At 69.2% G+C, this 19,379-nt stretch carries 18 protein-coding genes; 11 read left to right on the top strand and 7 right to left on the bottom strand.

The window, feature by feature from the left end:
• The coding region (locus L0U85_RS10085; RefSeq protein ID WP_241377629.1) for a GTP-binding protein at positions 1-690 on the top strand (690 nt) is incomplete at its 5' end.
• Between the two features lie 13 nt (positions 691-703).
• Positions 704-961, top strand: coding sequence for a type B 50S ribosomal protein L31 (locus tag L0U85_RS10080; RefSeq protein WP_241377628.1), 258 nt, complete (start codon positions 704-706; stop codon positions 959-961).
• Positions 962-1,016: 55 nt separating this feature from the next.
• Here L0U85_RS10080 and dusB read toward each other — a convergent pair whose 3' ends face one another.
• Positions 1,017-2,213 carry a tRNA dihydrouridine synthase DusB gene (dusB, locus tag L0U85_RS10075; protein WP_241377627.1) on the bottom strand — a complete coding sequence of 399 codons (1,197 nt, stop codon included), beginning with the start codon at positions 2,211-2,213 and terminating at the stop codon, positions 1,017-1,019.
• A 23-nt stretch (positions 2,214-2,236) separates the two neighbouring features.
• On the bottom strand, positions 2,237-4,603 hold the full coding sequence (locus L0U85_RS10070) for a hypothetical protein (protein ID WP_241377626.1): 2,367 nt from the start codon (positions 4,601-4,603) through the stop codon (positions 2,237-2,239).
• A 219-nt stretch (positions 4,604-4,822) separates the two neighbouring features.
• Here L0U85_RS10070 and dnaG point away from each other — a divergent pair, with 219 nt between their 5' ends.
• Positions 4,823-6,685 carry a DNA primase gene (dnaG, locus tag L0U85_RS10065; protein ID WP_347177412.1) on the top strand — a complete coding sequence of 621 codons (1,863 nt, stop codon included), beginning with the start codon at positions 4,823-4,825 and terminating at the stop codon, positions 6,683-6,685.
• Between the two features lie 142 nt (positions 6,686-6,827).
• A complete protein-coding gene (locus tag L0U85_RS10060) occupies positions 6,828-7,667 on the top strand; it encodes a hypothetical protein (RefSeq protein ID WP_241377624.1) in 840 nt (279 codons plus the stop codon).
• A 75-nt stretch (positions 7,668-7,742) separates the two neighbouring features.
• Here L0U85_RS10060 and L0U85_RS10055 read toward each other — a convergent pair whose 3' ends face one another.
• The gene (locus tag L0U85_RS10055) at positions 7,743-8,810 is read right to left on the bottom strand and encodes an acyl-CoA desaturase (RefSeq protein WP_241377623.1); all 1,068 of its coding nucleotides are present in this window, start codon (positions 8,808-8,810) and stop codon (positions 7,743-7,745) included.
• A 197-nt stretch (positions 8,811-9,007) separates the two neighbouring features.
• Here L0U85_RS10055 and L0U85_RS10050 point away from each other — a divergent pair, with 197 nt between their 5' ends.
• The 5 genes from L0U85_RS10050 (at position 9,008) to L0U85_RS10030 (ending at position 13,145) form a co-directional block, all read left to right on the top strand.
• Positions 9,008-9,961: an ABC transporter ATP-binding protein gene (locus L0U85_RS10050; RefSeq protein ID WP_241377622.1), complete on the top strand. Its 954-nt coding sequence runs from the start codon at positions 9,008-9,010 to the stop codon at positions 9,959-9,961.
• The gene (locus L0U85_RS10045) at positions 9,958-10,779 is read left to right on the top strand and encodes an ABC transporter permease (RefSeq protein ID WP_241377621.1); all 822 of its coding nucleotides are present in this window, start codon (positions 9,958-9,960) and stop codon (positions 10,777-10,779) included. Before L0U85_RS10050 ends, L0U85_RS10045 begins: the two co-directional genes overlap by 4 nt.
• An 8-nt stretch (positions 10,780-10,787) precedes the next feature.
• Complete coding sequence (locus L0U85_RS10040; RefSeq protein ID WP_241377620.1) at positions 10,788-11,585, top strand: ABC transporter permease; 798 nt, start codon at positions 10,788-10,790, stop codon at positions 11,583-11,585.
• A gap of 107 nt (positions 11,586-11,692) precedes the next feature.
• On the top strand, positions 11,693-12,559 hold the full coding sequence (locus L0U85_RS10035) for a ThuA domain-containing protein (protein WP_241377619.1): 867 nt from the start codon (positions 11,693-11,695) through the stop codon (positions 12,557-12,559).
• Positions 12,528-13,145 carry a hypothetical protein gene (locus tag L0U85_RS10030; protein WP_241377618.1) on the top strand — a complete coding sequence of 206 codons (618 nt, stop codon included), beginning with the start codon at positions 12,528-12,530 and terminating at the stop codon, positions 13,143-13,145. The genes L0U85_RS10035 and L0U85_RS10030 overlap by 32 nt, the downstream gene beginning before the upstream one ends.
• A 328-nt stretch (positions 13,146-13,473) precedes the next feature.
• Here L0U85_RS10030 and L0U85_RS10025 read toward each other — a convergent pair whose 3' ends face one another.
• Positions 13,474-14,070 (bottom strand): pyridoxamine 5'-phosphate oxidase family protein, encoded by a 597-nt coding sequence (locus tag L0U85_RS10025; RefSeq protein WP_241377617.1) that lies wholly within the window; start codon positions 14,068-14,070, stop codon positions 13,474-13,476.
• Positions 14,071-14,117: 47 nt separating this feature from the next.
• Between L0U85_RS10025 and L0U85_RS10015 the strand changes: the two genes are divergently transcribed.
• Positions 14,118-15,428: an aminotransferase class I/II-fold pyridoxal phosphate-dependent enzyme gene (locus L0U85_RS10015; protein WP_347177411.1), complete on the top strand. Its 1,311-nt coding sequence runs from the start codon at positions 14,118-14,120 to the stop codon at positions 15,426-15,428.
• Between the two features lie 25 nt (positions 15,429-15,453).
• The gene (locus L0U85_RS10010) at positions 15,454-16,731 is read left to right on the top strand and encodes an MFS transporter (RefSeq protein WP_241377616.1); all 1,278 of its coding nucleotides are present in this window, start codon (positions 15,454-15,456) and stop codon (positions 16,729-16,731) included.
• A 1-nt stretch (position 16,732) separates the two neighbouring features.
• Here L0U85_RS10010 and L0U85_RS10005 read toward each other — a convergent pair whose 3' ends face one another.
• The 3 genes from L0U85_RS10005 to L0U85_RS09995 are packed head-to-tail and all read right to left on the bottom strand — an operon-like array spanning position 16,733 to position 19,373.
• Positions 16,733-18,496 carry an IucA/IucC family siderophore biosynthesis protein gene (locus L0U85_RS10005; protein WP_241377615.1) on the bottom strand — a complete coding sequence of 588 codons (1,764 nt, stop codon included), beginning with the start codon at positions 18,494-18,496 and terminating at the stop codon, positions 16,733-16,735.
• Positions 18,493-19,074, bottom strand: coding sequence for a GNAT family N-acetyltransferase (locus L0U85_RS10000; protein WP_241377614.1), 582 nt, complete (start codon positions 19,072-19,074; stop codon positions 18,493-18,495). The genes L0U85_RS10005 and L0U85_RS10000 overlap by 4 nt, the downstream gene beginning before the upstream one ends.
• Positions 19,071-19,373 carry a hypothetical protein gene (locus L0U85_RS09995; protein WP_241377613.1) on the bottom strand — a complete coding sequence of 101 codons (303 nt, stop codon included), beginning with the start codon at positions 19,371-19,373 and terminating at the stop codon, positions 19,071-19,073. Before L0U85_RS09995 ends, L0U85_RS10000 begins: the two co-directional genes overlap by 4 nt.
• Positions 19,374-19,379 lie beyond the last annotated feature (6 nt).

The following is a 19,379-nucleotide window of genomic DNA, read 5'->3' as shown; positions in this document are numbered from 1 at the left end:
GAGTACGCCGACACCGTCCTGCTCTGGGCACCCGGCGCCGAACCCGACTTCGAGCACGCCCGACTCTCGGTGCTGCTCCAGCGCCTCAACCCGTGGGCCCGCCACCTCGTCGTCGACCACTTCGAGTCCGGCTGGCTCTCTTCGAAGCTGCGCCGCTCGGACCGCTTCGACCCCGAAGGGCCCGACCTGTACGGCCGCGGCCTGGAGGGCTACGCCGTCGGCTGCCACGAGCCCGAATCGGACTGCGGCGTCGTCGCCACCGTCTACCGGGCCCGCCGCCCGCTCCACCCCGAGCGCTTCCACGCCGCGCTGCCCGCCCTCGCCGGGCAGACCCTGCGCGGCCGCGGCCATTTGTGGCTCGCCAGTCAGCCTGACCAGGCCGTCGCCTGGGAGTCCAGCGGAGGCGGAGTGTCGATGGGCGATCTGGGCCGTTGGCTCGCCGCCACGCCCGACGAAGATTGGGACGAGGCGAGTCCGGAGCGTCGCGTCAACGCCGATTTGCACTGGGACGCCGACTTCGGTGATCGCGAGATCCACCTGGCGTTCGTCGGCCTCCACTGCAACGCCGCCGAGATCACCTCTGAGCTCGACGCCTGCCTCCTCACCGACGAGGAGCTCGCGTTCGACCGCGAGGCCTGGCGGGAATTTCCCGACCCGTTCGCGGGTTGTTTCGAAACGGACCACCATTGAGGGGACCCAGCCCATGAAGCAGGACATTCACCCGGACTACGACTACGTCGTCTTCCGCGACAAGGGTGCCGACTACGCGTTCTTGACCCGATCGACCGTCAAGCCCGCAGAGACGGTCGAGTGGGAGGACGGCAGGACCTATCCGGTCGTCGACGTCCAGATCTCTTCGGCCTCACACCCGTTCTGGACCGGCAAGAGCCGCGTCCTGGACGACGAGGGCCGCGTCGCGAAGTTCTACAAGAAGTACGGCAAGACCTCGCCAAAGGCATAGGCACTGAGAACGAGGGGTCTCCAGACACCGGAGGCCCCTTCATCGTGCCAGCGCCTCAGCCGCCGGAGGTGTCGAGCTCGGCGCCTTCGGGGACGGTGCGGTCGTCGCGGTCGTCGAGCCAGCCTTCGGGGAGCGTGACCTTGCCGGGGCTGTTCGTGCGGCCGCGCGGCTTGCCGAGCGTGGCCTCGGGGAAGGGCGCGTCCGCGTCGAGCTTGCCGAGCAGGTCGTCGAGTTCGGCGAGGCTGGAGACCATGGACAGCGCGCGCCGCAGCTCTCCGCCGACCGGGAAGCCCTTGAGATACCAGGCGACGTGTTTGCGGAACTCCTTGCAGCCGTGCTCCTCGGCGGAGATGTTGCGCCGCGACTCGTACGACTGCGCACCTTCGAGCCACTCGACCAGCAGCGACGCGTGGCGCGCCATGACCGTCGCGACCTCGCCGAGCGTCGGCAAGCGCCTTGCAGAGCGGTCGTCGAAGGCGGCCTCCAGGTCGCCGAACAGCCACGGCCTGCCGAGGCAGCCGCGACCGACCACGACGCCGTCGCAGCCGGACCGCTCGACCATGCGGAGCGCGTCGTCGGCCTCCCAGATGTCGCCGTTGCCGAGCACGGGCACGTCCAGGGCCTCCTTGAGCGAGGCGATGGCCTCCCAGTCGGCGGTGCCCGAGTACCGTTCGGCGGCGGTGCGCCCGTGCAGGGCCACCCAGGCGACGCCGGCGTCCTCGGCGATCCTCCCGGCCTCCAGGTAGGTGAGGTGCTCGTCGTCGATGCCCTTGCGCATCTTCACCGTGACGGGGATCCCGGCCGGGGACGCGGCCGCCACGGCGGAGGTGACGATCTCGCGGAACAGCCGCCGCTTCCACGGCAGGGCCGAGCCTCCGCCGCGGCGGGTGACCTTCGGCACCGGGCACCCGAAGTTGAGGTCGATGTGGTCGGCCAGGTTCTCGTCCGCGACCATTTCGACGGCGCGGCGCATGCCGACCGGGTCGACGCCGTACAGCTGGAGGCTGCGGGTCTCCTCCTCGGCGTCGAACTCGATGAGCCGCATGGTCTTCGGGTTGCGCTCGACCAGCGCGGCGGTCGTGATCATCTCGCACACGTAGATGCCCGCACCCCCACTGCGAGGATTGCGAGCCGTAATCCGGCTCTGCTCGCGGCACAGTTTGCGGAACGGGAGGTTGGTGATACCGGCCATGGGGGCCAGTACCACCGGCGGGTCGACGGGTTTCCCCGCGAGCGAGAGCTGCTTGGTCACCGGACGATTATCCCAGTGGCCGGTCAATCCGCCAAGTCGAGCGTGACCGACGCGGCGAACGGCATCCCGGGAACGCTGTACGCGCCGCCGTAGGCGAAGCCTCCTCCGCCGACCTCGGCGCCGCCGACGAGCGTCGCCGAGTCGACCAGGTACGTGTGGAGGGCCTGCCCGCCGAAGTCGGACACGAGCAGCACGTCGGCGCTGCCCGAGTATCCCTGGACGTCGAGGCCGGGCGTCTCGGAGGCGCACATCGCGTCGGTGATGCGCGAGTCGGCGAGCTCCTTGACGACCTCGCCGCCGCTCACCCATCTGACCGCGGACTCGCCGCGGCTGGTCGCGATGAACTGGCCGCTCTGCGCTCCGACGACGAGGCAGGACGGGTTCGCGCCGACCTCGACCGCGGCGGTCTCGGCCAGCGCCTCGTCCATTTCGTGGACGAAGCCGTCGCCGGTGGCGACTGCGAAGGTCTCACCGTGGAGGGCCACGTCGGCCACTCCGGAGTCGAACGAGGCCGGCTCGGAGGCGGTGGCGTCGAACGTGTACTCGGCGCCTTCAAGGTGCCGGGCCGCCAGGCCCTGGAGCACCGGGGCGAGGTCGACGGTGATCGCCTGACTCTCGCTGAGCGAGCCGACGATCGCGTGCGCGGCGGTGGCGACGGTGTCCTCGTGCGGGGTGTCGGCCACTGTGGTGCGTCCGATGGAGACCGAGCCCGACGAGTCCGACCAGGCGTCGACGGAGGTCGGCGCGCTCATCGGCAGCTCGACCTGCCCGACGATCTCGGCGGTGCCGAAGTGGCCGGGATTCGGGAGTCCGGGGTAGGGCTCGGACCAGCTGGACTGGTACGAGCCTTCCTTGTCCGCCAAGGCGATCACGACGAGGGTGCCGGTCTGGTCGGTCGGGTTCCAGGTGGTGACGAGCGCGAGCTCGTTGCCGTCGGTGAGGGCGACGTCGGTCGGGACCTGGTCGTCGGGAAGCTGGAGGCAGGTGCCGCCCTGCGCGCCGCTGATGCCCGCGGTGGCGACGATGCCGCTCGAGAACGCGATGAGGGAGTGCGCGTCGATCTCGCCGCTCTGCTCGGGGCGGGCGAGCGCGACTGGCCTGCCGAGGTCGCCGCCGAGGCCGTCGAGGCAGTCGGCGGTGGTGCCTTCCCTGAGTTCGAGCTCGGGGGAGCCGTCGTCGGAGAAGCGGCCGCCGGCGCGCGGGGTGATGCCGATCTGGCCGTCGGTCGCTTCGAGGACGGTGACGTGGTCGATGCCGGAGAGCTCGGCGTCGTCGGTGACGTAGGCGAGCTGGCCCTGGACGTTGCGGTCGGCTTCACCGAGCAGCGGTGCGCCGGCCACGGCGTCGCCGCTGAGCGCGGCGATCTCCTCGGACGCGGTGTTCTCGCCGGCGGTGCCGTAGCGGTATTCGAACCATTCGGCGCTGCCGGCGGCTCCCGCCAGTTCGGCGTAGCGCTCGGCGTCGAGGCCCTCGGCGGTCCCGGTGTCGGCCGCGCCGTCGGTCTCCTCGCCGCCGGAGGGTTCGCTGGCGGGCGGGCCGCCGAGCATGAGGACGATGGCGACGATCAGGCCGAGGGTGATGATGCCGCCGATGCCGTAGATGGCGTAGCGGACGCCCGCGTGGGTCGGGGGCGGCGTGGCCTTGGTGGTCTGAGGGGCTGGTTCGGGCTCGGTCGGCGGGGTCTGGGCCGGCGGCGCGGGTGCAGGTGCCGGCGCTGCCGGGGCAGGGGCCTGTGCCGCGAGCGGGTCGGAGCCGTAGGGCTGCTGCCCCGCGGCGAACGGATCGGCCCGGTACTGGTCGCCTTGATGAGGATCGTGCTGGGGATTCCCGTGGTACGGATCGTCGTGGTAGGGATCGGCCCGGTAGGGGTCGGGCTGGAAGGTCTCGGCCGGGCTCGGCTGGGCCTGGTAGGGCGGCGCCTGGTTCGGGGCGCCGTACGGCGCGGCGTTCGGGTCGGGGAGGTAGGGCTGCGCGGGCACTTCGGGCCCGCCGACGGAGGGCCCGGGCCAGGGAGCTCCTCCCTGACCGGTGCCCCAGCCGCCGGAGCGGGCCTGCTGGCTGATCCAGTCCTGGTTCTCGCGCGGCGGCCATTCGCCGCTCATGTCGGGGGCCTCGCCCCACTGCTGCTGGCGCGGCACCTCGGTCTCGGCCGGGGCAGGAGGGAACTCGGGAGTCTGCTGAGTCGGGGGCTCGCTCGGCGCGAGGTCGGCGTAGCCGCTCGGGGCCGATGTGGGTTCAGGGGCGGCCTGTCCCACCGCATCGTCTTCCGGTAGAACGGAAGGCAGGTGCCCCACCCCGCGTGCGGTGATGCGGGGCGGATTGGTCGGTGTGGCCGCCGGCTCGCTGGCCGGGGGCCAGGACGGCGGCTGCTCGGGCGTTGGGTCCGGCATGATAGGCGACTCTAGCGGATTGTGGTGCGCAACCATCAGGCGTGGTCGGGCGACGATCGACTGAGGAACATGGTAGAGCGGACCGACCTCCTGGTTCTGTTCGGCGACACCGCTGCAACCGTTGTCTCGCGGATCGCGGTTCTCACACGGCGCGGCCTCTGCGGTCGGAGCGTCGGTCCCAGGAGGCAGAATGGTGAAGTCTTCGAAGTGAGGTGAGTGGTGGCGGGCCGGATCCGAGACGCTGACATCCAGCTGGTGCGTGAACGCGTCGACATCGCCGAGGTGATCGGCGAGCGCGTCACCCTGCGCAACGCCGGCGGCGGCAACCTCAAGGGGCTGTGCCCCTTCCACGACGAGCGCTCGCCGAGCTTCAACGTCACGCCCGCCCGTGGCGTCTACCACTGCTTCGGCTGCGGGGTCGGCGGCGACGCCATCACGTTCCTCACCGAGATCGACGGGCTCACCTTCGTCGAAGCGGTCGAGCGCATGGCCGCCCGAGCCGGCCTCAAGCTGACCTATGAGGACATCGACGGCCGCGTCCAGCGCAGCCCCTCCTCGCAGCCGGGCCTCAAGCAGCGCCTGCTGGAGGCCCACACCGCCGCCGCGGCCTTCTACACCGAGCGGCTGATCGACCCCGAGGCCGAGACCGCCCGCCGGTTCCTCACCGAGCGCGGCTTCGACCGCGACGCCGCCGCCACCTTCGGCTGCGGCTACGCGCCGGACGCGTGGGACGCGCTCACGAAGCACCTGCGGGCCAAGGGCTTCACCGCTGAGGAGCTCACCGGCGCCGGGCTCGCCAAGCCCTCGCGCACCGGCAACCTCATCGACCGGTTCCGCCGCCGCCTGGTCTGGCCGATCCGCGACTCCTCGGCCTCGACGATCGGCTTCGGCGCGCGCAAGCTCTTCGAGGACGACCAGGGCCCGAAGTACCTGAACACGCCGGAGACGCCGCTGTACAAGAAGTCGCAGGTGCTGTACGGGATCGACCTGGCCCGCAGAGAGATCGCCAAGACCGGGCGGGTCGTCATCGTCGAGGGCTACACCGACGTCATGGCCTGCCACCTCGCCGGCGTCCCCGTCGCGGTCGCCACCTGCGGCACCGCCTTCGGCGCCGAACACATCCGCATCCTGCGCCGCTTCCTGTTCGACTCCGAGTCGGCGAACGGGCGCATCGTGTTCACCTTCGACGGCGACGAGGCCGGCCAGCGGGCCGCGCTCAAGGCCTTCGACGAGGAGCAGCGGTTCGTCTCACAGACCTACATCGCCGTCACCCCGGATGGCCAGGACCCCTGCGAGCTGCGCCAGCACAAGGGCGACGAGGCGGTCCGCGAGCTCATCGAACGGCACACGCCGCTGGTCCAGTTCGCGCTCGACCGCGAGATCGCCAAGCACGACCTCGACACCGCCGAGGGCCGCCTGCACGCCACCCGAGCGATCGCGCCGCTGCTGGCCCGCGTCAAGGACCGCGGCCTGGTCGACGAGTACATCGGCGACTACGCCGGGCGCCTGGGCAAGGAGAAGGCCGAGCTGCGCCGCGCCGTCGCCGGGGTGGCTTCGGGCCAGTCCGCCGAGGAGGTGCCCGCGCCGCGGCGCAGCCCCGACGCCGACTCCACGCAACTGCGCGCCCAGAGGGAGATCCTCAAGCTGGCGCTCCAGCACCCGCAGGTCGCCGGACCCTATTTCGACGCCGTGGACGCCACGCCGTTCACCGACCCGAACTATCGTGCGGTGCGCGAGGCCGTCGAAGCCGCAGGAGGGGCCGGGAAGGCCACGGCGGGCGCGAACTGGATCGCGGGCGTCTCAGCCTCCTGCGCCGAGATCGCAGCGCAGGCCCTGGTCAACGAACTGGCCGTCGAGGAACTGCGGATCGACCGCGAACCGGACGCCGTCTACGTGCGCACGCTCCTGGCCCGCATTCAGCGGCCCGTCGTCGAGGCCGAGGTGGCCGACCTCAAACGCCGCCTCCAGCGCGTCAACCCGAGCACCGACAAGGACGAGTACATGAGCCTGTTCGGCAAGCTCATGGGCCTTGAACAGCACGTCCGCTCGCTGCGAGACCAGGCCGCGAACGCCGTCGAGTAGCGCGGAGGCGGCCAGGCGCCCGGGCCTCGTTCGGGCAGGCGTGGAACGAATCGGATTCGGGTTGTATCTGAGACGACTCCAGATTTCTGTGTTGTCATGCAAGTGACGAGCGACACATGCCCACAGGATCATTGGGGGCACCATGAGCCAGACGCCTGCTTCGCCGCCGCCACCTCCGGGCCCGCAGCCCTACTACGGGCCGCCGCAGGGAGCAACGGGGCCTCCGAAGACGATCTCGATTCTCGCCGTGGTCTTCGGCGCGGCCGCCCTGCTGTTCGGACTCATCCCGGTCGCCGGCATCTTCATCGGCGGCCTGTTCGGCCTCGCCGCGATCGTGCTCGGCGTCATCGGCATCCTCAAGTCCCACCGGCTGATGGCGATCATCGGCATCGCGCTGGCGGTCCTCGGCTTGATCATCGCGACCATCATCTCCGTCCAGGTCGGCAAGGCCGTCGAGCAGGCCGTGGAGGACTGGCCGACCGACTGGGAGAGCACGACGGACCGGGAGGACACGACCGACGAAGAGACCGGAGGCCTCGACGACTTCGACGGTGTCGCCGGGACCGATCCGAATTCGCCGCTGCCGGCGGGAACCGAGGTCGAGACGGGGAACTGGAGGGTGTCCTTCAGTGACGTCGTTCCAGACGCCTCCGAGACGGTCCTCGACGAGAACGAGTTCAATGAGCCTCCCGCTGAGGGCCACCAGTTCTTCATGTACCGGGTCGACGCGACCTACATCGGTGGAGACTCCAGCTTCGCCTGGGACGACCTCCAGCTCGGAGTCGCGTTCGGCAACACCCTGTACACCGACTACTGCGGTGTCATCCCCGACGACCTGGCTGAGGCTCCCGAGGTGTTCAAGGACGGGACGGTGTCCGGGAACAACTGCGTCATGGTCCCGAGCGACGGCGTCGAGGACGCCGTCATCAGCGTCCAGGACCACTGGCAGTCCGGTGAACGGTACTTCGTCTCGACCGGCTGAGCTCGTGCCCGTCTTGACCGAGTTGTGAAAAAGCAGGAAGGCCGCCCGCGAAGCGGGCGGCCTTCACCGGATGTCTCAGAGAGCCTTGACCGGCTGCGGGTTGCGCAGCGGCTCACCGTGGCGGTGCAGCTCGGTCAGCGCCTCGCGCCACGACTGGACCAGACTGGTCTCGTGGTACGGAATGCCCTTCTCGGCGCAGAAGTCGCGCACGATCGGCTGCGCCTGCGCCAGGTGCACGGAAGGCATGCCCGGGAACAGGTGGTGCTCGATCTGGTAGTTCAGGCCGCCGAGCGCGGTGTCGATGACCCAGCCGCCCTTCACGTTCCTGGAAGTCAGCACCTGCTTGCGCAGGAAGTCGAGGTCGTGCTCGCCGGTGAAAGTCGGCATGCCCTTGTGGTTCGGGGCGAAGATCGAGCCCATGTACAGGCCCCACACGGCCTTGTGCACGATGATGAACACGATCGCCTTGCCGGGTGAGAGCACGAGGAACACGGCCGCCGTGTAGCCGACGAAGTGGGCGGCGAGGAGAGTCGCCTCCAGCGCGCGGTGCTTGAGGCCCGGCTTGAGAACGGACTTGACGCCCGAGACGTTCAGGTTGAAGCCTTCGAAGGTGAGCAGCGGGAAGAACAGGTACGCCTGGTACTTGTTGATGAACTTCATCGCGCCGTTCGCCACGCGGGCGCCGATCGCCTGGCGCTGCGACCACACGAGGACGCCGGGCTGGACGTCCGGGTCGAGATCCTCGTGGTTGGGGTTGGCGTGGTGGCGGGTGTGCTTGTCGTTCCACCAGCCGTAGCCCATGCCGTTGGCGAGGTTGCCGGTGAAGAAACCGACGCGCTCGGAGGCGGTGCGAGTGCGGAAGACCTGCCGGTGCGCGAGGTCGTGGCCGAGCAGCGCGACCTGGGCGCTCACGATCGCCATGAACACGGCGGTGAACATCTGGAGCCAGGTGTCACCGATGAACGCGAAGCTCGTCCACGTGCCGGCGAACAGGAGGCCGATGGCGATGAACCTGATCACGTAGTAGCGCGGACGGCGCCGCATGAGGCCCGCCTCGTTGATCCTGCTGGTCAGCTCGCTGAAATCGCTGCCAGCCCGTTTGGCGGGTCGTTCGGCGGGGCGTTCGGTCAATGCGGTGGGCACTGGCACTCCAAAGTCATGTCCGTGAAGTCTGTTCTCCCTTCTCATACTGCGCGAGTATCGGTGCCCTGTCGCTACGGCTGACCCGTCAATCGGGGTAGTGCTAACCCCCCTATCGGCCGCGCCGACCCGGCACCTTCTGACCTGCCGACCGGGAAACCGGCTCGCTTTTCGTCGGTGAGTCGATCTACGCTCGCCACATGCCGGTAGAGAACGAGATCCTGGTTCGTGCGCGCGACCTACGCAAGCGTTACGGGGACAACGAGGCCGTCAGAGGCGTCGACTTCGAGATCCAGCGAGGCGAGGCATTCGGCTTCCTCGGCGCCAACGGCGCCGGCAAGTCGACCACCATGCGGATGATCGGCTGCGTCTCCGAACCCAGCGGCGGCGAGCTGGAGGTCTTCGGCCTCGACCCGCACACCGACGGCCCCGCCATCCGCGCCCGCCTCGGCGTCGTCCCCCAGGACAACACGCTCGACAACATGCTCACGGTCTTCGAGAACCTCACCGTCTACGCCGGGTACTTCGGCATCAAGCGGAAAGCGGCCAAGGCCAAGGCCGCCGAGCTGCTCGAATTCGTGCAGCTGACCCCCCGCTCCGGTGACAAGGTCAACGACCTGTCCGGCGGCATGCGGCGCCGCCTCGCCATCGCCCGCTCGCTCATCAACGCTCCCGACCTCGTGATCCTCGACGAACCCACCACCGGCCTCGACCCCCAGGCCCGCCACCTCGTCTGGGAGCGCCTGTTCCAACTCAAGCAGGAAGGCGTCTCCATCCTCCTGACCACCCACTACATGGACGAGGCCGAGCAGCTTTGCGACCGCCTCGTCGTCATGGACGAAGGCCGGATCATCGCCGCAGGGTCCCCGCGCGAACTCATCGACACCTACGTCACCAAGGAGGTCGTCGAACTGCGCTTCGCCGGCCGGCACACCACCGAGCTCGCCGAGGTCGCGCTCGGCCTCAGCGGCATCGGCGCCCAGATCGAGCCGCTGCCCGACCGCGTCCTCATCTACACCGACGACGCCGACGACACCACCGCCGCGATCGACGCCCGCGGCATCAGACCCACATCCGTCCTCGACCGGCGCGCCACCCTCGAAGACGTCTTCCTACGACTGACCGGCCGCGCCCTGGTAGAGGAAGAGGCATGACGACCGCCGCCGCTCCGTCGACGGTCACCGCGAGCGCCCCACCCGGCTACCCCGCGGCCGCCTGGCGCGCCTTCCTGCTCCAACTGGCCCTCTACCGCCACATCTGGCACGGCACCCTGTTCTCATCGGTGCTCCTGCCGATCCTCTACATGGTCAGCATCGGCATCGGAGTCGGCTCCTACATCGACCCGGCCGCCACCGGCGGCATCACCTACGCCGAGTTCATCGCACCAGGACTGGTCTGCTCGGTCGCGGTCATGATGCTCGGCAACGATATGGTCTACCCGGTCTTCGGCGGCTACGAGGAATGGGGAGGCACCTACCTCGCCCAGCGCGCGACACCGCTGCGCCCGGTCGACATCCTCAACGGCCACCTGATCTACGCGGTCGGATTCCGCCCGCTGACCGCCTGCACCGTCGTCGCGGTGGTCCTCGCGTTCTTCGGCGTCTACACCTCCCCGTGGGCGCCGCTCGCCGTCGCCGCGTCGGCGTTCGTGTCGATCGCCATCGCGCCGTGGCTGTTCGCCTGGTGCTCCAGCCTGAAGAACGACGCGATGCTCAACTCGGTCTTCCGCTTCGCGATCATGCCGATCACCCTGTTCTCCGGCGTGTTCTTCCCCGCCGAGCAGATGCCCGGCTTCCTGCAACCGCTCGTGTGGGCCTCCCCGCTGTGGCACGGCACCGAGCTCGCACGCGCCGCCACCGCCGACGTCGCCCCCGCACTGCCGCCGGCCGCCCATCTCGCCTACCTCGTCGCGCTCGCCGTCGGCGGCTGGTTCGTCGCAAAACGCGTCATCGCCCGACGACTGTCCTTCTAGGAGCACCAGTGTCCGTCATCACCTACGGCATCGTCCGCGCCGGCGTCAAGCCCTCGGGCGCGATGCTCTCGCGCAACTGGATCGCGATGCGCCGCGCCTGGATCCTCGTCGTCTCCGGCGGTGTGGAGTCGCTGCTGTTCCTCTTCGCCTTCGGATTCGGCGTCGGCTCCCTGGTCGGCGACATCACCCTGCCCGACGGCACCACGATCTCCTACACCGCCTACGTCGCACCCGCGATCCTCGCCAACGCCGCCATGATGGGCACGCTGCTGGAGACCTCCATCAACGTGTTCGCCAAGTTCAAGTGGATGAAGGTCTACGACGGCATCCTCAACACCCCGATGCGGCCCGGCGACGTCGCGCTCGGTGAGGTGTGGTGGGCGCTCATCCGCGGCGGCATCTACGTGGCCATGTTCGTGATCGCCATGGGCGCCTTCGGGCTCCTCGACTCCTGGTGGTCGGTCCTGGCCGTCCCCGCCTGCGTGTTCATCGCGCTGGCCTTCGCCGGGATGGGGCTGACGCTGGCCACGTTCTTCCGCGAGTGGACCGACTTCGACTGGATGATGGCCGTCGTGTTCGCGATGTTCCTGTTCGGCGGCACGTTCACGCCTGTGGAGGCCTACCCGGCCTTCGCGCAGCCGATCGTCTACGTCATGCCGCTGTACCACGGAATCGAGTTGGTGCGCGGGATCAGCGTCGGCGACTTCGGCCCGATGATGCTGGTGAACATGCTGTACCTGACGGCCCTCGCCGCCGCCGGGACCTGGATCGCGCAGCGGCGCCTGGCGAAGGCCCTCTACAAGTAAGAAGTTCATGCGAATGCCGGACGTCCCGCGACGCGGGCGCAGACCGTGACAATCAAGGCCGTGAGCGGCTCGATCACCGAGGTTGACCGGCCCGATATGGTGGGCGCGTGAGAATCCTGCGACTCTGCGCGGTCGGCATGCTGGTCTGCGCGTCCACCCTCGCCCCGGCTTCGGCCGCCCACGCCGCCGACTTCCCGCGCGTCCTGGTGCTGACGGAGGGACACAGTGACGGGGAGACCGTCGAGTTCGCGCTGGAACGCCTCGAAATGGAGGCGCGGCGCTGGAACTTCGAACTGGACGAGGGCGAACCGGCCGACGTCGAGGACCTGTCCGGAGTCGACGTGGTGATGCTCCTCGACACCGAGGGCGACATCTTCGACGCAGGCCAGGAGTCGGCGGTGCAGACGTTCGTCGAGGGCGGCGGCGGACTCGTCGCCACGCACTCGGCCGCCGTCACCGAGCCGGACTGGGCGTGGTGGCACGAGACCTTGGGCGCTTCGGCGACCGGCGAACCGGTCAGTCCCGCCACCAAGGAGTCGATCAGCTTCAACGCCGGATCGCCGATCACCGAGGGCCTGGATAAGGATGAGGAGTTGACGGAGCGGTGGTACTACTTCGACCCCGAGCCCGCCGAGACCGACCAGAACGTCCTGGCGACCCTGGACTCGGGTGACCCGGTGGCATGGAACTCCCCGGACCTGAAGGTCTTCTACTCCGTGGCGGGCGGGGAGCACGGCTCGTGGGGCGAACGGGACTTCCTTCAGCTGATCCGCCAGGCGATCTGGTGGGCGGCGGGGGAGCAGGGCGAGTTGGTGCACAACGTCGAAGACGCCGCGCCGAACTGGCCGTACACGCTGACGTTCATCATGTTCGTGGTGGCCGTGGCGGGCGGCGGGTCGATCGCCGTGTGGCGGCTCGACCGCACCGAGATCGCCCCGGCAAGTGAGCAAGGAGCGGAGAAGTCCGCAGCGTGACGGGAACAGGGCCGGGAGCCCGTACGGCTCCCGGCCCGACGAAACGAGGCAGACGATGATCCGTAATCGACAGTTCAGAAGGCTCGTCACCAACCTCATTCTCTTGACCCTGGTGCAGGCATTCACGATGTTCACCGCGATACTGTTTGCAGACGTAATTGAGTCGAGCGTTGCAACGGCACAGGCGTGGTTGGTGACATTGCTGATGTTGATAGTCGTCTTGGCGATCATGTCGGGAGACGGCCGGTTGGCGAACCAATTGGTGGACGTCGCGTACCAGCGGTCTGTCGTGACCGAGGCCCAAATGAAAAGCATGTACGGCCCCGCGATGAAGCCCCGGTGGATTCGACGGGTCCTTGGACCGGCGTTTCTGAAGATAGCCGGATGGCCGCGATCGGTCTCACTGTCGCTGTTGTTCCCTGCGTTGTTCATCATTGCCATATTCGGGGACCAGGCTGATGTGGTCATGAGATTCCTTGTGGGATGCGGCCTGATTATGTTGGGAATCATAGTCATATTCACCATCAACGGTCTTGAGAATCTGCTATTGCGTAGCTCCAGCGAGGTAGAGCGGGAATCGCATTGATGCAGTCGCGGAGCCCGGGGCTGATGGCAACACCGCTTCCTTAGGTTGTTATGCCGGTTCAGGAGCGAGTTTCCAGGTGGTGATGGTGTAGTCCATGGTGGTCGTGGCAGCGGTGTCGCTCTTGCGTGCGGCGGCACGGTGGTTGCCCCGTCGTCGTTCGCTTGGCGCCTGTCTTCCCTTGCGGGGCTTGATGAGTTTCCGCTTCAGCTCACGGACCGCCCGGCGGAGCATCATCGTCAGGGAGCGCGGAGCGGCTTTGGGTCGGTTACCGGACCGAGAAGCCGCTGATCGAGGCCTGACCCGGCGCCCGGTCCGGCGCGTCCGTTTCCTACAGGCGTCCCGACACCACCGTCGTCACTTCGGCCACCCCGTTGCGGTAGGGGAGGTCCTCGTCCTCAGGGTCTTCGACCGGCGGACCGCTTCTGGCCTTCACCGAGGCCTCCTCGAGCGGCAGCGCGATGATCGCCGCGGCCGCCCCCTCCTTCTGGTTCGGCTCCCTCGACCGCTCCGACCGGCCGATCGACATGCGCTCGATCAGTGCCCGCATCGCCAGCCAGTTGTCGTGCGCGTCGGTCACGAGCGTCGCCTTGCCGTGGACGATGACGCTGCGGAAGTTCATGCTGTGGTGGAACCAGGACTTGGCGTAGACCAGGCCGTCCACGACGGTCGCCGTCAGGCAGACGTCGAAGCCCTCCTTGGCCGCCAGACCGAGGGAGGAGCCGGTCGATCCGTGGAGGTAGACCGTGTTGCCAAGGCGCGCATGGAAGGTCGGGATCACCTGCGGGGAGCCGCCGGGTCCGACGAAGGCCACGTCGCAGAACAGGGCCTCGTCGAGGATCTGGTAGGCCGGGGCCTTGGCGTAGTCGATCCGGTCCTTCGACCGCCGGGGAGTGGTCCGATCGGTCTGGTTGAACAGGGCGCTCATGGGGGGACTCCCATCGTCTGATTTTGTACTGATACAATATTTGAGTTATGTCGGTACATTATCAGATCACAGGCTCCACAGCGAGCGAGATTTCCGCCAGCATCGAAGTCGGCGTGCGCGACGGCCACCTCCGGCCCGGCCGCACCCTGCCCGCCGTCCGCAAACTCGCCGCCGACCTCGGCGTCGCCGCCGGCACCGTCGCCGCCGCCTACCGCAGGCTCCGCGAGCGCGGCGTCGTCGAGACCGGCGGCCGCGCAGGCACCTTCATCCGCGAGCGCTCCGCCTTCACCCCGGCGGGCACCATCACCGTCCCCTCGGGCATCGTCGACCTGGTCAGCGGCGAACCCGACCCCGAACTCCTGCCCGACCTCGCGGCTCTCAAACCGCATGTCGAAGTGAGCCCCGGCAACTACCGCGACGGCGGCCCCTGCCCCCACTTGCTCGACCTCGCACGCGACCGCTTCGCCGCCGACGGGGTCCACGGCGAACTCACCGTCACCTCGGGAGCGCTCGACGCCTTCGAACGCGGCCTCGCCGCCCGCCTCGAACCCGGCGACACCGTCGCCGTCGAGGAGCCCACCTGGTCCAACGGCCGCGACCTCCTGCTCTCCGCCGGCTACCACGTCGTCCCCGTCGCGATCGACGGCGACGGCCCACTGCCATCCGAACTCGACAAAGCACTGAGCAGCGGCGCCCGCGCGTTCATCCTCACCGCCCGCGGCCAGAACCCCACCGGCGCAGCCGTCACCGCCGAACGCGCCGCCGCCCTCCGCGACGTCATCGCCGCCCACCCCGGCGTCTTCGTCATCGAAGACGACCACTGGGGCGAACTCGGCCAGGTCCCACTGCATTTCGTCGCCGACGCCGCCGACAAATGGATGTTCGTCCGCTCCACCTCCAAGCCGTTCGGCCCCGACCTGCGCTGCGCCCTCGTCGCCGCCGACCGCGACACCAAGACCCGCGTCCAAGGACGCATGGCCATCTCCCACGGCTGGGTCTCGTGCATCCTCCAGCACTTCGTCATCGCCGCATGGGAGGACGACGACGTCACCGCCATCGTCGAACAAGCCGGACGCCTCTACGCCGAACGCCAGACCGCGCTGCGCGAAGCCCTCGCCGAACACGGCATCCACGCCTTCGGCCGCTCCGGACTCAACCTCTGGATCCCCGTCGCCGACGAGACCTCCGCCGTCGTCGCACTCCGCGACCGCGGCTACGCCGTCGCCCCCGGCCGCTCCTACTCCTTCCACGGCGACCAGGGAATCCGCGTGACCACCGCCTGCCTCGACCCCCGCACGGCGCCCGCCGTGGCCGAAGCCGTCGCCGCCGCCGCAGGACCGGCGTCGCCGCCGGTCTGACAACTCCAGAAAGGAAACCCCCCCAATGACCGCCACCCGACAAACACCCACCGAGACCGCCTCGCTCCAGCGACGCGTCCTCACCGTCCTGTTCGGCACCCAGATCCTCGGCGGACTCGCCGTCGGCATCGGCATCGCCTTCGGCGCCCTCCTCATCGAGGACATGACCGGCTCCAGCACCTACGCCGGACTCGCGCAGAGCCTGTTCGTCGGCGGCTCCGCGCTCGTCGTCATCCCCGCCGTCCACGTCACCGAGCGCTTCGGACGCCGCGGCGGCCTCGTCTTCGGCTACATCTGCGCCGTCGTCGGCACCGCAGTCGTCACCACCGCGATCCTCCTCGGCAACGCCGCCCTCGCCATCGGCGGCTACTTCCTCCTCGGCAGCGCCTCCTTCGCCGGACTCCAGGCCCGCTACGCCGCGGCCGACCTCGCCCCGGCGAACAAGCGCGGCTCGCACCTGTCCACCATCGTGTGGGCCGCCACCATCGGCGCCGTCACCGGGCCCTCCCTCGCCGCACTGGCCGAACGCGGCTGGAACGGCTGGGTCGGCGGCCCCCAGTACCTGGGCCCCACCGTCGCCATGGGCGTCCTCTGCCTCGCCGCCGCGACCGTCCTCTTCGTCTTCCTGCGACCCGACCCGCTCCTGACCGCCCGCAAGAACTCCGGCGAGACGCAGGCCCCGAAACGCTCGGTCGCCGACGGCCTCCGCATGGCCCGCGCCAACCCGACCGTCCGCACCGGCGTCATCGCCGCCGCCCTCGGCCACTTCGTGATGGTCGGCGTCATGGCCATGACCGCCCTGCACATCAAGCACGGCATGGCCGACCCCGCCGAAGCGCTCAGCGTCGTCGGCATCATCCTCGGCCTGCACATCGGCGGCATGTACGCCTTCGCGCCCGTCATCGGCCGACTCGTCGACCGCCACGGCCCCAGGCCGGTCCTGGTGGCGGGCACCGCCATCCTCGTCACCGCCTGCGCCACGGCCGGATCGGCCGCCGTGACCAACCACGTCCAGATCAGTATCGGGCTCGTACTGCTGGGCATCGGCTGGTCGGCGATGACCGTCGCCTCGGCCTCCATGGTCACCGGTGCCGTCAGTCCCGCCGAACGGCCGTCCACACAGGGCTTCTCGGACATGGTCATGGGCCTGGCCGCCATGGGCGCCGGGGTCGCCTCGGGCCCGATCGTGGAGTACCTCGGCTACGGCATGCTCAACGTCTTCTGCGCCGTGGTCGCGCTGGCCGTCGTCCCGCTCCTGCTCGGCAAGGTCCAGGCCCCGACGCCGCAGGAGGAGGCGGTCTAGCTCAGCGCCAGGGAGCGAGCGGGTTGTCCAGCCTTCCTGCGCAGACGAGGCTCTCCTCCTGGTTCTCCTGGCCCATCATCTGCTGATTGTTCTTGAGCTGCAGCCGGTTCAGGCACGACAGCGTGAAGGTGTCCTCGAACAGGTCGAAGCGCTCGAACTCTTCGGCCAGTTCGGGGTGCTCGGCCTGGTAGCGCTTGATCGACGCGGCGGCGGTGCGCCAGTAGTCGCGCTCGTCGAGCACGCCGTCGGCGTGCAGGATCGCCGCGAGGAACCGCAGGAAGCAGTCGACGACGTCGGTGAGGATCGACAGGGTCCGCACGTCGTCGGGCACCTCGGCCCGCACCCGCTCGGCCCCGGGCGGCACTGGCATGGACGGGTCGAGGATCGCGACCTCTTCGCCGATGTCCTTGAGGAACACCCGGGCGACACGCCCGCCCCGCAGCACGAGGATCACGTTCTCGCCGTTGGGTCTGAACACCAGCCCGTACTTGTACAGGCAGTGGACCAGTGGAACCAGGTAGGCCTCCAGGTAGCGCCGCAGCCACTCGTCGGCGGCCAGCCCGGAGCGCTCGATGAGCGCCGAGGCGAACGGCCGCCCGGCGGCGTCCACGTGCAGCAGCGACGCCATCGTCACGGCCTTCTCGCCTTGAGCGAGCCTCGGGACGGGGCTCTCGCGCCACAGCGCCGCGAGCATCTTGCGGTACGGCGAGCCGTTCGGGGCGCTCGCGGTGTAGGCCGGGTGCCGGTAGCCGACGGCCGCCCGCTCGCGCAGGACCGTCACGCCCGACTCCTTCAAGGTCGGGTCGCCGTGGACGAGGTCGGCCACGTAGTCGTTGATCGCGGGCGTGACCTCCATGTACTCGGTGGACAGTCCCCGCATGAAGCCCACGTTCAGCACCGACAGCGCAGTCTTGACGTAGTCGGTCTCGGGCCTGGAGCGGTTGAAGAACATCCGGTTCGACTGCTGTGCCTGGTATTCGTCCCTGGTCTCGCCCAGCATCATCAGGCGGCCCTCGGCGATCTCGTCCGCGAACGTCGTCGAGGTCTTGTTGTGCCACTGCCACGGGTGGACCGGAATCAAGTGGACGTCGTCGTACGTCAGGCCGCGCCCGGCGAGCACGAGCGCGAATCGGTCGCGGGCCTCGGAGTCGAGCTGGGTCTGGACCAGCCAGTCGGCTTCGAGTTCCGCTGCGGCCGTGAACATCGCATGCCTGCGCAGGGCGGCGATCCACAGCAGGCGCACGCCCGCCTCAGCCTCGGGCGCGAAGTCCAGGCAGTCGGTCGAGGTGAAGCCGAGGCGCCCGGAGCCGGCGACGAAGCACGGGTGTCCGCCGGTCATCGCGGCCTCGACCTCCTGAAAGCCCGCGTCGACGAGGTCATCGGCGCTCGACAGCCGCCGTGCCAGCTGGTAGGCGCCGCGGTTGACGGTGCCGGCGACCTCTTCGAGATAGACCGGGAGGAACTCGTCGCTCAATCCCAGCTCGGCCTTGAACGCGATGAAGAATTCGGCGGCGTCGAGCGGCAGCGCCCCGCCGTCGGCGCCCTCGCGGCGCAGCGAATCGGCGTCGACGGCCCAATGGTCGAGCGCGAGCCGCAGGGCCTTGAACAGGTAGCGCTCGTCTCCGGCGGCCAGGACGCAGTGGTCGCCGATCTGGGCCGGCGCGAGCAGCCGCTCGTGCGCGAACTCGCCGATGGCCTTGGACAGCAGGTTCCGGGTGGCCCGGCGCCGGTGCTCGGTCCCGAGGTGGTCGATCGGGTTCGTCATCGCCTGACGCCTCTAGCGGCGGACCGTTCGTAGTCGCTCGGGGTGCAGAAGCTGAGGAGCGCCTGCTTGTCGCGCAGTTCGACGGTGCGCTCGGCGCGGAAGCCGACCCAGTCGTTGAGCCGGTGGACGGGCTCGTTCGTCGCGTCCGGCTCCACCACCACGCGCTTCGCGTCGAAGCCCGTGAACAGCAGCTCCATGACGGTGACCATGACGCGCTCGGTGAATCCGGGGATGGGGGTGCTCGTGGGCGCGGTGAGGACGTGCACGCCGAGGTCGCCCTCGGCCACGTCGCAGGCGTCGGCGAGCTCGGTGCGCGCCGGGTCGTAGACCTCGACGAGGAACTTCGCGCGGTACTGGTGCAGGCCGAGGTAGGCGAAGTGGTGGTCGCTGGCGGCGATGGACTCGTGTTTGGCCCACACGTCGGCGATGGAGGCTTCGGACATCATCCAGTACCTGCACTTGGGGTGCGTGACCCATTCGTGGAGGAGCGGGGCGTCGGCGGCGGGGTCGACGTGCCGCAGCGAGTACTCGCCGAGCCGGTCGTCCTGGCGTTTGAACATGGTCGGTGCCTCGATCATTGGGATACCTCCGGTGCGGTGAACTCCTGGAAGGCGATGCGCCGCTCGATCGGGTAGATCTCGCGGCCCGCCATGGCTCGGGCGATCCACGAGTCGCGGTAGGCGGCCATGCCGAGGGCGGGGGTGAAGAAGCCGTGGGTGCCGAGCTCGGCGTTCTGGACGAACACTTCGCTCTCGCCCGCGGCGTCGACACCGTAGTCGCGGTGGGCCTCCAGCCGGCCGGCGGCGTCGAAGCGGAGCCGATCGCGGACGCCGTCGAGGAACTCGGGGGTCTGGCAACTGTAGCCGGTCGCCGGCACCAGGCG

It is taken from the genome of Glycomyces sp. L485 (assembly GCF_022548875.1).
GTDB lineage: Bacteria > Actinomycetota > Actinomycetes > Mycobacteriales > Micromonosporaceae > Glycomyces.
Note: the sequence above shows the minus strand (reverse complement) of the source record. Positions and strands in the feature narration are given on the sequence as shown.